Origin of the sequence: Streptomyces sp. NPDC006923, assembly GCF_040635655.1 — a bacterium.
GTDB lineage: Bacteria > Actinomycetota > Actinomycetes > Streptomycetales > Streptomycetaceae > Streptomyces.
Genome location: NZ_JBEYIF010000014.1, coordinates 79,944 through 93,973, shown reverse-complemented (window position 1 = coordinate 93,973; position 14,030 = coordinate 79,944). Strand labels below are relative to the sequence as shown.

The following is a 14,030-nucleotide window of genomic DNA, read 5'->3' as shown; positions in this document are numbered from 1 at the left end:
TACCGTTCGTACGCATGAGCGCCCGACCGAGCAGCGCGGGAAAACGACGGCGATTCGGCTGGCCACGCCGGGTCTTCTCCCAGGTGCTGCTGATGCAACTCGCCATCGCCGCGGGCGTCACCGTGCTGGCCACCGGGCTGTTCCTGGCGCCCTTCAGCTCCGAGCTGGACGACCAGGCGATGCGCCGCGCGCTCGCCATCGCCGAGACCACCGCCTCCCCCCGGGTCGCCGGCGAACTGCTGGCATCGCGGCCTGCGGCCGACGGGCCACTGCAGGCCGAGGCCGAACGCATCAGAAAGGCCACCGGCGCCGAGTATGTGGTGATCATGGACCGGCGCGGGGTGCGCTGGACCCACACCGACGTCCGGCAGATCGGCCGGGTCGTCTCGACCGATCCCAGCGAGGCCCTCGCGGGCGAGCACGTCATGGGCATCGACAACGGCACTCTGGGCCGCTCCGCCCGGGGCAAGGTCCCGCTGCGCGACGAGACGAGAAGGATCGTCGGAGCCGTCTCGGTCGGTATCGCGTACGACAGCGTCAGGGACCGGCTGCTCGCCGCGATCCCGGGGCTGCTGGCATACGCGGGCGGAGCCCTGGCGGCCGGGGCGCTCGCCGCCTATCTGATCTCCAGACGCCTTCAGCGGCAGACCCATGACCTGGCCTTCTCCGACATCTCGGCACTGCTCACCGAGCGGGAGGCCATGCTGCACAGCTTGCGCGAAGGAGTCGTCGCGCTGGACGGGGCCGGCCGGATCCGGCTGATGAACGACGAGGCGCAGCGGCTGCTGGGGCTCGGGCCCGACGCCACCGGCCGGCCGCTGGACGAGCTGCTCGACGGCGGACGTACCACCGATGTGCTGACGGGACGGGTGCGGGGCGAGGATCTGCTCGCCGTCCAGGGCAGCCGCGTGCTGGTCGCCAACCGGATGCCCACCGACGACGGAGGCGCCGTCGTCACACTCCGGGACCGTACGGAGCTGGAGCGGCTGGGCAGGGAGCTGGACGCCACCCGGGGCCTGATCGACGCCCTGCGCGCCCAGGACCACGAGCACGCGAACCGGATGCATACGCTGCTCGGGCTGCTGGAACTGGAGATGCACGAGGAGGCGGCGGAGTTCGTGACCGAGGTCGTCGGAGTGCACCGGGCCACCGCCGAGCAGATCACCGAGCGGATTCACGACCCGCTGACGGCGGCGCTGCTGGTCGGCAAGGCGACGGTCGCCGCCGAGCGGGGTGTCTCGCTGCGGCTGTCGCCCGGCTCCCTGCTGCCGGACCGGCTGGTGGATCCGCAGGGCCTGGTCACGGTGGTGGGAAACCTGGTCGACAACGCGCTGGACGCCGCGGCCGGCTCCGGGGATCCGCGGATCGAGGTGGAGCTGCGTACCGAGGGCCGTACGGTGGTCGTCCGGATATCCGACAGCGGTCCCGGTGTGCCGGTGGACCAGCGCGAGCTGGTCTTCTCGGAGGGCTGGTCGACAAAGAAACCGCCGGCCCACGGCAAACGCGGCCTCGGCCTGGCCCTGGTGCGCAGACTCGCCGAGCGGCAGGGCGGCAGCGCACGGGTCGGCCGGTCGGCGGACGGCGGCGCGGAGTTCACGGTGGTCCTTCCGGAGGCACTGCCGGGAGCGGGCGGACCGGTGTCGGAGCGGGCGACTGCCGCCGGGCCCGGCACAGTGGAGGGGACAGAGTGATCGACGTACTGGTCGTGGACGACGACATCCGGGTCGCGGAGATCAACACGGCCTATGTGGCGAAGGTGGCGGGCTTCCGGGTCGTCGCGCGGGCACACTCGGCCGCCGAGGCACTCGCCAGGCTCTCCGAGCGTTCCATCGACCTCGTCCTCCTGGACCACTGGCTGCCGGACGAGGACGGGCTCACCGTGGTGCGGGAGTTGCGCCGCCTCGGCCATCCGACCGATGTGATCATGGTGACCGCCGCGCGCGATGTGGCCACCATCCAGGCCGCGATGCGCCACGGCGCGTTCCAGTACCTGATCAAACCTTTCGACTTCGCCGGACTGCGGGCCAAGTTGGAGGCGTACGCGACACTGCGCCGCACCCTCGACAGCGGCGGGGAGACCGAACAGTCCGAGGTGGACCGGATGTTCGGGGCGCTGTCCGCCTCAGCCGCGCCACATCTGCCCAAGGGCCACTCGCCCACCACCGCCGAACTGGTGCGCCAGGTGCTGCTGGGTGCTGAGGAACCGCTGTCGGCGCACGACATCGCGGAGCACGCGGGGATGAGCCGGCAGACCGCGCAGCGCTACCTGAAACTGCTGGAGCGGACGGGCCAGGTGCGGCTCAGCCTCCGGTACGGCGAGACGGGACGCCCGGAACACCGCTACACCTGGATGACGGGCGCCCGCCCGTAGGGCCTGGGGTTCAGGCCCCCGGTGAACTACCTCTCATACGGCCCCCGCGCCGGTCAGCGAACGGACCTCGGTCTCCGCGTGCTTGGCCGCGTCCGGCGGCTCGGAGGAGAGGACCGTCCCGATCCAGCCGGCGAGGAAACCCAGCGGGATGGAGACCACGCCCGGGTTCTGGAGCGGGAAGACATGGAAATCGGCCCCGGGGATGATCGCGTCGGGGCTGCCGGAGACCACGGGTGAGAGCGCCACCAGCACAATCGCCGGGATCAGCCCTCCGTACACGGACCAGACCGCGCCCCGGGTGGTGAACTTCCGCCAGAACAGCGAGTACAGCAGCACGGGCAGATTGGCGGAGGCCGCGACGGCGAAGGCGAGACCCACCAGGAAGGCCACGTTCAGATCCTGGGCCAGCAGGCTGAGGGCGATGGCCACGGCACCGATGCCGGCCGCGGCCACCCGGGCCACGGCCACCTCGCTCCGCTGCTTGGCGTGCTTTCGCCTGAGCGAGGCGTACAGATCATGGGCGACGGAAGCGGAGGAGGCGAGCGTGATGCCCGCGACCACGGCCAGGATGGTCGCGAACGCGATCGCCGCGACCACCGCGAAGAGGACGGTGCCACCGGTTGATCCCGCTCCGCCGCCGAGATCGAGCGCGAGCAGCGGCACCGCCGTGTTCCCGGCGGCGTTCGAGGCCCGCACGGCGTCGGAGCCGACCAGTGCGGCCGCGCCGAAGCCGAGCACGATCGTCATCAGGTAGAACCCGCCGATGAGTCCGATGGACCAGACGACCGACCGGCGGGCGGCGCGCGCGGTGGGCACGGTGTAGAAGCGGGACAGGATGTGCGGCAGTCCGGCCGTGCCCAGCACCAGGGCCAGGCCCAGGCTGATGAAGTCGAAGCGCGCGGTCCAGTCCCCGCCGTACTTCAGGCCGGGTGAGAGGAATTCCGCTCCGTGGCCGCTCTGTGCGACGGCGGTGTTCAGCAGATGATTGACATCGCCCTGGAAGCGGATCAGGACCAGGACGGTCAGCGCGATCGCACCGGCCATCAGCAGGACGGCCTTGACGATCTGGATCCAGGTGGTGGCGCGCATCCCGCCGAGGGAGACATAGACGACCATCAGCGCGCCCACTCCGATCACCGTCCAGGTGCGCGCCGCTTCGCTGGTGCCGCCGAGCAGCAGCGCGACCAGGCTGCCCGCCCCGACCATCTGCGCCACCAGATAGAGCACCGACACGGCGACCGAGGAGGTGCCCGCCGCGATCCTGACCGGCCGCTCCCTCATCCGGGCGGCGACCACGTCGGCCAGGGTGAACCGGCCGCAGTTACGGACGAGTTCGGCGACCAGGAACAGCACGACGAGCCAGGCGACCAGAAAGCCAACCGAGTAGAGCATGCCGTCGTAACCGAAGAGGGCGATCAGACCCGAGATCCCGAGGAAGGACGCGGCGGACATGTAGTCACCGGCGATGGCGAAGCCGTTCTCCAACGGCGAGAAGAGTCTGCCGCCCGCGTAGAACTCCTCCGCGGAGCCATGGCGCTTGCGGCCCGCCCAGGTGGTGATCACCAGGGTCAGCAGGACGAATCCGCTGAAGAGAAGCAGCGCCAGGGTCTGGTGGTCGCCGCTCACCGGTCGATCCCCCGCGTCATCTCCTGGGTGTCCCACCGCAGTTCGAGGGCCGCGTGGTCCCGGCGCAGGCGGGCGTGGCGCGCGTACGCCCAGGCCAGCAGGAAGGTGGAGAGGAACTGGCCCAGCCCGGCCGCCATCGCCACATTGACCGCGCCCGCCACCGGCCGGGCCATCAGCTCCGGTGCCGTGGTCGCCGCCACGACATAGGCGAGGTACCAGGCGAAGAAGGCGATCGTGGCGGGGACGACAAACCTCCGATAGCGGCGCCGCACCTCCTGGAAGGCGGCGCTGCGCTGCACCTCCACATAGATGTCGGCGGCGCTGTGGCCCTGTCCCGGGGCCGTTGTCCCGTCCGGCGCGGCCGGCGTCGCGGGCGTGACCGTACTGTCCAGCCCGCCCCAGCCGTTGTCCAGCGCGTCGTACCACGGGTCGTCGAGCCGCACCGCTGCGGCGTCACGCCCTTCGTGCTTCTCCACCGGCAGCTCTCCTTGTCAGCGAACCTTTTCGGCCGCGACTCAAGGATGGGCAGAGCGGGAAGATCGCGTTTCCTCTCTGCGCCGACTTCACCCCATCAGGTGATGGTTGTCCCGGGTGGTGCGATAAGTCCCCGCTGATATGCGTATCGCACCGCCTGGGCCCGGTCGCGCACACCGGTTTTGGCGAAGAGATTGTTGATGTGCGTCTTGACCGTGGCCGCTCCGATGTGGAGGCGTCCCGCGATCTCCTTGTTGGAGAGTCCCTCGGCGACCAGGGTCAGCACCTCGGCCTCGCGGGCCGTGAGCCCGTCGGGCAGTTCCGCGGGCGCCGGTACGGCGGGCGGGGCCGTGACCCGTTCAAGGAGCCTGCGCTGCACCGACGGTGCCAGCCCGGCCTGTCCGGCCAGCACGTCCTCGACGGCCCGGACGATCTCCTCGCCCCGGGCGTCCTTGGTGAGATAACCCCGGGCGCCCGCCCGGAGCGCGGCGAACAGCGAGTCGTCGTCGGCGTACGTCGTGAGCACCACGACCTGGGTCGCCGGATGTTCGGTACGGATCCGGCGGGTCGCCTCGACGCCGTCGCAGCGCGGCATGCGCAGATCCATCAGGACGACGTCGGGGGCGAACTCGGCGACGAGGGCAACGGCCTCCTCGCCGTCCTTGGCCGCGCCGACGACCTTGATGCCCGGCAGCAGCCCGAGCAGCATGACGATGCCCTCCCGCACCACCGCCTGGTCGTCGGCCACCACCACCCTGGCCGTCACGCGGGCACTCGCAGACGCACAGTGAAACCCTTCTCGTCGGGGCTCCCGGGGCCGGCCTCCAGGGTGCCGCCCAGCAGTTCGGCACGCTCCCGCATCCCCAGCAGACCGTACCCGGAGCCGGACGCCCCGAGCCCGGCCGGCCCCGGCCCGCTGCCGCCGGAGTCGCACACGTCCAGAGCCACCTCGTCGGTGCCGTAGGTGAGCCGGATCCGCACGCGGGCGCCGGGCGCGTGCTTGCGTACGTTGGTCAGCGCCTCCTGCACCACCCGGCGCACGGTCTGGGAGGCCTCCGCGGGCAGCGGCCGCGGCTCCCCGGCGATCTCCACCTCCGCCGCGTCCACCGTGGCCAGCTCGCGTAGATACTCCCCGAGAGGCGCCATCTCCCCGCGCAGCGCGGAGAGCGCCTGACGGGTCTCGGCGAGTCCCTCGCTCGCCATGGAGCGCGCGGCGACGACGCGTTCCAGGATCTGGTCGCGGAACGGGCCCTGCGGTTCCCGCTCGATCCGCAGCCGCGCCGCCTCCAGATGCACGAGCTGCGCGGAGAGGCTGTGCGCCAGGACGTCATGGATGTCCCGGGCGATCCTGGCGCGCTCCGCGAGAGCGGCGGACTCGGCCTCGGCGGCCCGGGCGGCCCGCTCCTGGGCCAGCAGCCGCTGGGCGTTGCCGCGTGCCTCGGCGTCCAGCCGCAGCACATATCCGCCGAGGACCAGCCCTCCGGTGGTGATCGCCGTGGTCAGCCAGGTGCCGCTGTCGACCAGCGTGTAACCGGCCAGGGCGACAAGGGTGGCGGGCAGGGCCGCGGCGAGCGGCAGCCGCTCCATGCCGACGATGGCGCAGCCGCACCACAGCACGACCGCGGGGACCCCGAACCCCGCCTGCTGCACCGCCACGGCGCCGCCCATGAGCAGCAACAGCAGCCCCACCGACGGCCAGAGACGGTGCCGCAGGGTGGTGCGGTAGAAGGCCCAGACGCAGGCGGCGACGGCGAACACCCCGGCGACGGCCGCGACGGCCGCCCAGCCGTACACCTGGCGCTGGCTGAAGGTGGACCACAGCAGGGCGCCCAGGACGAGCGTGCGAATGGACCGGGCCGGCCAGCGCCGGGCTCCGCCGCGGCCCTCGCGGGAGAGTGCCTCCCGGGAGGGCCAGTTCGTCCAGGCCTCGGGCGTCACACACGGTCCTTCCAGGCCGGGGCTGCGTCGCCGACGGGCGACGGCCGGTCCGCACGGACCCGCCACCCCAGCATGCCTCTGCGCACCAGGACGGAGGCCGCGAGCGCCAGCAGCAGCACTCCGGTGCCCTGGTGCACACCGGCCGGCGCGCCGAGCCCCATGAGCGCGGCGCGGGCGGCCAGTCCCCCGATCCAGACCACAGCGGTCGCCCTGGTGCCCCTGGCCCACGCCGAGCCGTCCCCGGCCGTCCAGACACGGCTGGTCCTGGCCCAGCCCGCGCCCAGCAGCAGGCCCACCACCAGCTCCGCGCCGAGCAGCAGGGCGGACAGGATGGGCCGGTGCGCGTCGAGGAGTCCCGGCCGGCGCAGGGCGAGAAACACCAGCACGGCGGGCACCACCAGCCGGCCCCGGCCCTCGACGGTGATCCGCTGTGGCCGGAACTGGCGTACGGCGACCAGCGCGACCACACCCGCGGTCAGCAGGACGTCGATGAACGAGGACATGCGGGGCCTCCGGAACGAAGAAGTTCAACGACTTCGACGTTAGGGAGAAACCCCTGGCCAGGGCATCGGCGCCGAGGTTGACCGCGGGTGGAGCCGGGGCCTCCGCCCAGGGGTGGAGACGCTCGTCCGTACGGGCTCAGGCGTCGATGCGGGAGCGGTCCAGCGTCGCCGCCGAGCTGGTGATGAACTCCTTGCGGGGCGCGACCTCGTTGCCCATCAGCAGATCGAAGATCTGCTCGGACGACTCGAGGTCTCCTATGTTGATCCGGCGCAGAGTGCGGTGGCGCGGGTCCATGGTGGTCTCCGCGAGCTGGTCCGCGTCCATCTCACCGAGACCCTTGTAGCGCTGGATGGAGTCCTTGATCCGGATGTTCTTGCGCTGGAACTGCAGCAATGTCTGCCGCAGCTCGCCGTCCGAGTACGTGTAGACGTATTTGTCCTGGCCCTTCTTGGGCTGGACCAGCTCGATCCGGTGCAGCGGCGGTACGGCGGCGAAGACCCGGCCCGCCTCCACCATCGGCCGCATGTAGCGCTGGAAGAGCGTGAGCAGCAGACAGCGGATGTGCGCGCCGTCGACATCGGCGTCGACCAGGAGCACGATCTTGCCGTAGCGGGCGGCGTCGATGTCGAAGGTCCGGCCCGAGCCCGCCCCTATGACCTGGATGATCGCTCCGCACTCGGCGTTCTTCAGCATGTCCGAGACGGATGACTTCTGGACATTGAGGATCTTGCCGCGGATCGGCAGCAGCGCCTGGAACTCACTGTTGCGGGCGAGCTTGGCCGTACCCAGCGCGGAGTCGCCCTCCACGATGAACAGCTCGCTGCGCTCCACGTCGTCGCTGCGGCAGTCGGCGAGCTTGGCCGGCAGCGAGGAGGATTCCAGCGCCGTCTTCCTGCGCTGCGCGTCCTTGTGCTGACGGGCCGCGATACGCGTACGGGCGGCCGCGACGGCCTTCTCCAGGACGGCTCGGGCCTGCGCCTTGGCGTCGCGCTTCGTCGACGTCAGGAACTCCTTGAGTTCCTTGGCGATGACATTGGCGACGATGCGGTTGGCCGCGGACGTGCCGAGGACCTCCTTGGTCTGGCCCTCGAACTGCGGCTCGGCGAGCCGCACCGTGACCACGGCCGTGAGGCCCTCCAGGGCGTCGTCCTTGACGATGTCGTCCTCGGCGACGCGCAGCATTTTGGCCGAGCGCAGCACCTCATTGACCGTCTTGGTCAGGGACCGTTCGAATCCGCTCACATGGGTGCCGCCCTTGGGGGTGGCGATGATGTTCACGAATGACTTGACCGTCGTGTCGTATCCGGTGCCCCAGCGCATCGCGACATCGACGCCCAGCTCGCGGGTGACCTCGGTGGGGGTCATATGACCGCGCTCGTCCAGGACGGGCACGGTCTCCTTGAAGCTGCCCTGGCCGGTGAGCCGCAGCACGTCACAGACGGCCTTGTCCTGCGCCAGGTACTCGCAGAACTCGCTGATGCCGCCGTCGAAGCGGAAGGTCTCCTCGACCGTGCCGTTGCCCTCGCTCTCACCGGTGCCCCGCTCGTCCCTGACGACGATCGTCAGCCCGGGCACGAGGAAGGCGGTCTGGCGGGCGCGCTGGTGGAGTGTCTCCAGGGAGAGCTTGGCGTCCTTGAGGAAGATCTGCCGGTCGGCCCAGTAACGCACGCGGGTGCCGGTGCGGGTCTTGGGCACCCGCTTCCCCTTGAGCAGCCCGTTCGCCGGGTCGAAGGGCGCGTCGGGGCCCTGCTCCGTGAAAATGCCGGGGACACCGCGCCGGAAGCTGATCGAGTGGGTGGAGCTGTTGCGGTCGACCTCGACGTCCAGCCGGGCGGAGAGGGCGTTGACGACGGAGGCCCCCACGCCGTGCAGACCGCCCGACGCCGCGTACGAGCCGCCGCCGAACTTGCCGCCCGCGTGCAGCTTGGTCATCACGACCTCGATGCCGGACAGGCCGGTCTTGGGCTCGACGTCGACGGGGATGCCCCGGCCGTTGTCCTTGACCTCGACCGAGCCGTCCTCGTGGAGGATCACCTCGATGTGGTCGCAGTAGCCGCCGAGGGCCTCGTCGACGGAGTTGTCGATGATCTCCCAGAGACAGTGCATCAAGCCGCGGCTGTCGGTGGAGCCGATGTACATACCGGGGCGCTTGCGGACCGCTTCGAGCCCCTCAAGGACGAGCAGGTGCCGCGCGGTGTAGTTGGAGCCGTCACGGTCTGCGGTCAGCAGCGCAGTGGACGGCACGGACGTCTCGGCGGTCACGCGGTTCGCTCCTCGCTGAATTTGAGATGGGGCCCCGTGGGGTAAGGGCCCGGCGTCTGTCACCGGTCAGAGGGTACAGAGGCCAGGTAGAGCCGTTGTCACGCCACCCACGCGAATCCTCATGCTAGTCCAAGGTCGCATAGGTGTTCGATCCCTCGCCGGAGTGAAGCACACATCACGTTCCCTTCCAGGCATGAACCATTTAGGCTCCGGGCACGTCCTCATCTACAACCGGCAAGCCGGCCGGGAGGGCGCACTCCCCTGACAAGCACTGTCAAGCAACGCGAAACCCGTAGCGCGGAGCCCAAGTGAAGCAATACGGCCCATTCGCCGCCAACCGCCAGCAGCCGACCGACCACGGAAAGAAGTTTCGAGGAATTGCCGTAAGCGGGAACGTTTCCGGCCTGGTTGGATGTTGACCCTGGTACGACAGCTCGTCGAGCTAGAGAAGAGGCGACGTGACTACTGTTCTGACCCCCGCGAGCCCGCTGACGGCGGCTGACCGCTGTGACCGCTGCGGCGCCCAGGCATATCTGCGCGTCGTCCTGTCCAGCGGTGGTGAACTGCTCTTCTGCGCCCACCACGGACGTAAGTTCGAGCCGGAACTCAAGAAGATCGCCGCGGAAATACAGGATGAGACCGACCGGCTGACGGCTGTGCAGGCCGCCGGCGGTGAAGAGGACCACTGACGCCTCACATCCACGACGAGCAAAGGGCCGGCCAGGCCCTGCCCGACACATTCACCCGGCTCACGATGCCCACACGGGCGCTCATCGCACTGTTCGGAGTCAACCGCGTACGCCGTGTACGGGGCTGAATTTCCGGCCTGACGGGGGGCGCGCACCGGATGTCATGAGCCCGCCCTTGAGGGCGAACGGGGCCATGTGTCGGACAGGACCGGGAACCGGTCGACGGGCGGTCGACCCTGCTGAGCAGGGTCGACCGCCCGTTCTCGTTCATCGCGCGGCGCCCGCTCCCATCGCCTCGGCGACCGACCGTACGGCCGTAGTGATCCGGGTGTACACCCCGGGGCTGTCCGCCCGCCCGCAGCCACTCCCCCAGGAGACGAGCCCGATGAGCCGCCCCTGGGCCACCAGCGGTCCCCCGCTGTCGCCCTGGCACGCGTCGTGGCCGCCGCGGGGATCTCCCGCACAGAGCATCGTGGAGGGCTCGTAGCGGCCTCCTGAGTCCCCCGGGTAAGCGCGTCGGCAGTCGTTGTCCGGCAGCACCCGCACGGGCGCTGAGCGCAGCGTGGCGGCGTAGGAGCCACCACCGGTGGTGTCACCCCAGCCGAAGACCGCCGCCGCGGTGCCGGGCGCGGAGGCGCGATCACCCGGTTTCGCGGGCCGGATCGCGTACGACTTGGGCAGTGCCTTCGCCAGCGTCAGCACGGCGAGGTCCGACGCGTTGGTGTCGGGGTTGTACGCCGGGTCGACACGGACCGTCCGCACCGCGACCTCCCGGCCGCCGCGGCCGAGCAGCCCCTCACGGCCGGCGATGACCCGCAGGTCCGGCACCTCGGCCGGAGTCACCCCGAGGACGTCCCGGCTCACACAGTGGGCCGCCGTCAGGACTTTCGTCGGCGCCACCACCACGCCTCCGCAGAATTGTCCCGCCCGCGCACCGCCGAAGCGGTCACGACTGGACAGGGCGACGACCCAGGGATTGTCCGCGGCCCGTACCGGCTGACCTCCGATGACCACACTGTCCGCGGCGGCGGAAACGGGCGAGGCGAGCGTCGGCGCGACCCCTGCCGTCATCACGGCCATTCCTCCCGTCAGCGCTCGGGCAAGGGAACGACGACGCATACAGGCTCCTGACTCTCCGGTTGACTCTGCTCTACACAGAGTCATCCAACCGGCCGAGTCTCGCACCCCGCGCACAGCGCGAGGGCCCGGATCCCCGAAGGAATCCGGGCCCTCGCGCCGATGTGCTTCCGTGCGCCCCCGGGGCTGTCAGTCGAGGTAGTCGCGCAACACCTGCGAGCGGGACGGATGACGCAGCTTCGACATCGTCTTCGACTCGATCTGACGAATACGCTCGCGCGTCACGCCGTACACCTTGCCGATCTCGTCCAGCGTCTTGGGCTGGCCGTCGGTGAGGCCGAAGCGCATGGAGACCACGCCGGCCTCACGCTCGGAGAGCGTGTCGAGCACCGAGTGCAGTTGCTCCTGGAGGAGCGTGAAGCTCACGGCGTCGGCCGGGACGACGGCCTCGGAGTCCTCGATGAGGTCTCCGAACTCGCTGTCACCGTCCTCACCCAGCGGAGTGTGCAGCGAGATTGGCTCCCGGCCGTACTTCTGGACCTCGATGACCTTTTCAGGGGTCATGTCGAGCTCCTTGGCCAGCTCCTCCGGGGTCGGCTCACGGCCCAGGTCCTGGAGCATCTGGCGCTGCACCCGCGCGAGCTTGTTGATGACCTCGACCATGTGCACCGGGATACGGATGGTGCGGGCCTGGTCGGCCATCGCGCGGGTGATCGCCTGGCGAATCCACCAGGTGGCGTACGTGGAGAACTTGTAACCCTTGGTGTAGTCGAACTTCTCGACCGCGCGGATCAGGCCGAGGTTGCCCTCCTGGATCAGGTCCAGGAAGAGCATGCCGCGGCCGGTGTAGCGCTTGGCCAGCGAGACCACGAGCCGGAGGTTGGCCTCCAGCAGGTGGTTCTTGGCGCGGCGGCCGTCCTCGGCGATGATCTCCAGTTCGCGCTTGAGCTTCGGTGCGAGCTTGTCGGAGTTGGCCAGCTTGTCCTCGGCGAAGAGACCGGCCTCGATGCGCTTGGCGAGCTCGACCTCCTGCTCCGCGTTGAGGAGCGGAACCTTTCCGATCTGCTTCAGATAGTCCTTGACCGGGTCGGCGGTGGCACCGGCGACGGCGACCTGCTGGGCCGGCGCGTCGTCCTCGTCGTCGTCGGAGAGTACGAAGCCCTTGTTCTCGCCCTCGGTCTCCTCCTCCTCGCCCTTGCCGGCCTGGACCTCATCGACAAGCTCTTCGCCGTCGACTGCCTCGTCGGCGTCCTTCTTGCCGGTGGCCTTCTTGGCTGTTGTCTTCTTGGCCGCTGTCTTCTTGACCGTTGCCTTCTTGGCCACGGTCTTCTTCGCGGCCGTTTTCCTGGCGGTGGTGCCTGGCTCGTCGGCCGCGGCGTCCACGGCCTCCGACATCGGAGCGGCACTCGCGGCCGCGACGGTCTTCGTCGTGGTCGTCTTGGCCGCGACGGTCTTGGTGGCGGTGCGCTTGACCGGGCTCTTCACTGCGACGCTCTTGCGGGCGCGCTTCGGCGACTCCGCGGCACTGACCATCAGCGTCACACCCTCTTCCTCGAGGATCTGATTGAGGCTGCGCAGAACATTCTTCCACTGGGTTGGCGGAATCTGGTCAGCCTCGAAGGCCCGACGCACGTCATCGCCGGCGATCTGCCCATCAGCCTTTCCCCGCTCGATGAGCGCCATCACAGACTCGGACTCGGCGATCTCCGGCGGGAGCGTACGGGATGTGCTGGCCGACACGAACAACCTCTCGGAACGATGGAAACGGCTTCCGGCCCCGCCCATGATCGGGCCGGAGCCGACGACCGCCGGCTGGGGATGTTGCCGACGACGCGGGCTTGAACCTCAGAGGTGAATACAGCGCCATGCGCGGCGGTCGTATTCCCTCTTCGACTGTCACCTCTTAGGTCATCGCACTGTCTCGAGGAGTGTTACGCCCATTCCACGTGGCCCGAGTCACACCCCATTTACGACATAGAGGCCAGAAGGGGGATTAGCTCCCCGCAACCGTGTCGTCGGACCTCCGGGGCCCGACGACACACGATGCGCACATCCCCGCACACCTCTGGCCCGGGTCCGCGCTCAGTGCTCGCGCGGTGCTGGAACGACACGCTCCACTTCCGGGTGAACGGTGAGCAGTTGACGCATGGCCGATTCCGCGGCCCCCGCGTCGCCCGCGGCGAGCGCCTCGACGATCCGCCCATGGTGGGCGAGCGAGGTCTCGGTGGGGCGGTCACAACCGGTGACCGGCCCCCCGGAGACCTGAAGGGCCGCGGAGACGATCCCCGAAAGGTGCTCCAGCATGCGGTTGCCCGCGAGCTGGATCAGGAGGGAGTGGAATTCCGCGTCAGCCCGGGCAAAGGTGATCGAATCACTCTGCGTGAGGGCATGACCCATGATCTCCATCATGTCGGAAAGCCGCTGCTGGACGTCCGCCCGGCCATGGCCGGCCGCCAGGCGCGCGGCAAGCGGCTCGATCGTCCAGCGCAACTCGCTCAGCTCGCGGCGCTGATCGTCACGCTGCGGTCCGAATGCCCGCCATTCGATGATGTCGGGGTCCAGCAGATTCCAGTCGCTCACCGGCCGGACACGGGTTCCGACATTGGGACGGGCGCTCACAAGACCCTTGGCCTCAAGAACGCGCAGCGACTCCCGCACCACCGTGCGGGAGACCTCGAAACGCTGGCCGATCTCCTCAGGGACGAGGGGCCGGTCGGCGCCGAGGTCGCCGGAGACGATCATCTGGCCCAGTTGTTGGACGAGTTGGCCGTGCAGTCCGCGGCCACGGCTGCTGGTCGTACGCCGTCCCACCCGGCCCAAATCGGTGTCGGCGCTGTCCCAGACGGGAGCGCCCGCGCGGTCAGCGGCGCCTGGCGCCTCCGCGAAGGGGTAGCGGTCGAGTTCACCCGGACCGGCGAGGCCGGATTCGGCGGAGCGGGCGGCGGTCATCATGGTGTGCGCAAGGGTACTCACGCATCCTTTGTCGGCGTTGATTCCACGACCCTTGAGGTCTTTGGTGAAAAGCACACGAAAGGGTGATCGGCGCCCGCCCCTCGATTGACGCCTTATCGGAAAGAAGCGGACGTTAT

At 69.7% G+C, this 14,030-nt stretch carries 12 protein-coding genes; 3 read left to right on the top strand and 9 right to left on the bottom strand.

Annotated elements, in window-relative coordinates:
- The first annotated feature begins 14 nt into the window (after nt 1–14).
- Both ABZ707_RS25495 and ABZ707_RS25490 read left to right on the top strand, forming a co-directional pair.
- Complete coding sequence (locus tag ABZ707_RS25495) at nt 15–1,691, top strand: sensor histidine kinase (RefSeq protein ID WP_360179228.1); 1,677 nt, start codon at nt 15–17, stop codon at nt 1,689–1,691.
- Nucleotides 1,688–2,371, top strand: a complete 684-nt coding sequence (locus ABZ707_RS25490; RefSeq protein WP_360179226.1) for a response regulator — start codon at nt 1,688–1,690, stop codon at nt 2,369–2,371. Before ABZ707_RS25495 ends, ABZ707_RS25490 begins: the two co-directional genes overlap by 4 nt.
- A gap of 33 nt (nt 2,372–2,404) precedes the next feature.
- Here ABZ707_RS25490 and ABZ707_RS25485 read toward each other — a convergent pair whose 3' ends face one another.
- The 6 genes from ABZ707_RS25485 to ABZ707_RS25460 all read right to left on the bottom strand — a co-directional run bounded on the left by ABZ707_RS25485 (nt 2,405) and on the right by ABZ707_RS25460 (nt 9,175).
- Nucleotides 2,405–3,997: a cation acetate symporter gene (locus tag ABZ707_RS25485; RefSeq protein ID WP_360179224.1), complete on the bottom strand. Its 1,593-nt coding sequence runs from the start codon at nt 3,995–3,997 to the stop codon at nt 2,405–2,407.
- Nucleotides 3,994–4,473, bottom strand: coding sequence for a DUF485 domain-containing protein (locus ABZ707_RS25480; RefSeq protein WP_360179222.1), 480 nt, complete (start codon nt 4,471–4,473; stop codon nt 3,994–3,996). Before ABZ707_RS25480 ends, ABZ707_RS25485 begins: the two co-directional genes overlap by 4 nt.
- A gap of 95 nt (nt 4,474–4,568) precedes the next feature.
- Complete coding sequence (locus ABZ707_RS25475; protein WP_360179339.1) at nt 4,569–5,180, bottom strand: response regulator transcription factor; 612 nt, start codon at nt 5,178–5,180, stop codon at nt 4,569–4,571.
- A gap of 53 nt (nt 5,181–5,233) precedes the next feature.
- Nucleotides 5,234–6,409 (bottom strand): histidine kinase, encoded by a 1,176-nt coding sequence (locus ABZ707_RS25470; protein ID WP_360179220.1) that lies wholly within the window; start codon nt 6,407–6,409, stop codon nt 5,234–5,236.
- Entirely contained in the window at nt 6,406–6,912 is a 507-nt protein-coding gene (locus tag ABZ707_RS25465) for a DUF1453 domain-containing protein (protein WP_360179218.1), read from the bottom strand. Before ABZ707_RS25465 ends, ABZ707_RS25470 begins: the two co-directional genes overlap by 4 nt.
- A 136-nt stretch (nt 6,913–7,048) precedes the next feature.
- Nucleotides 7,049–9,175 (bottom strand): DNA topoisomerase IV subunit B, encoded by a 2,127-nt coding sequence (locus ABZ707_RS25460; protein ID WP_360179216.1) that lies wholly within the window; start codon nt 9,173–9,175, stop codon nt 7,049–7,051.
- 458 nt (nt 9,176–9,633) lie between these two features.
- On the opposite strand from ABZ707_RS25460, the gene ABZ707_RS25455 reads away from it, so the two are divergent.
- Nucleotides 9,634–9,864: a hypothetical protein gene (locus ABZ707_RS25455; RefSeq protein ID WP_360179214.1), complete on the top strand. Its 231-nt coding sequence runs from the start codon at nt 9,634–9,636 to the stop codon at nt 9,862–9,864.
- Nucleotides 9,865–10,131: 267 nt separating this feature from the next.
- Here ABZ707_RS25455 and ABZ707_RS25450 read toward each other — a convergent pair whose 3' ends face one another.
- The 3 genes from ABZ707_RS25450 to ABZ707_RS25440 form a co-directional block, all read right to left on the bottom strand.
- Complete coding sequence (locus ABZ707_RS25450) at nt 10,132–10,935, bottom strand: serine protease (RefSeq protein WP_360179212.1); 804 nt, start codon at nt 10,933–10,935, stop codon at nt 10,132–10,134.
- Nucleotides 10,936–11,130: 195 nt separating this feature from the next.
- On the bottom strand, nt 11,131–12,681 hold the full coding sequence (locus tag ABZ707_RS25445) for an RNA polymerase sigma factor (protein ID WP_360179210.1): 1,551 nt from the start codon (nt 12,679–12,681) through the stop codon (nt 11,131–11,133).
- 342 nt (nt 12,682–13,023) lie between these two features.
- A complete protein-coding gene (locus ABZ707_RS25440; RefSeq protein ID WP_360179208.1) occupies nt 13,024–13,914 on the bottom strand; it encodes an FCD domain-containing protein in 891 nt (296 codons plus the stop codon).
- Nucleotides 13,915–14,030: the final 116 nt, after the last annotated feature.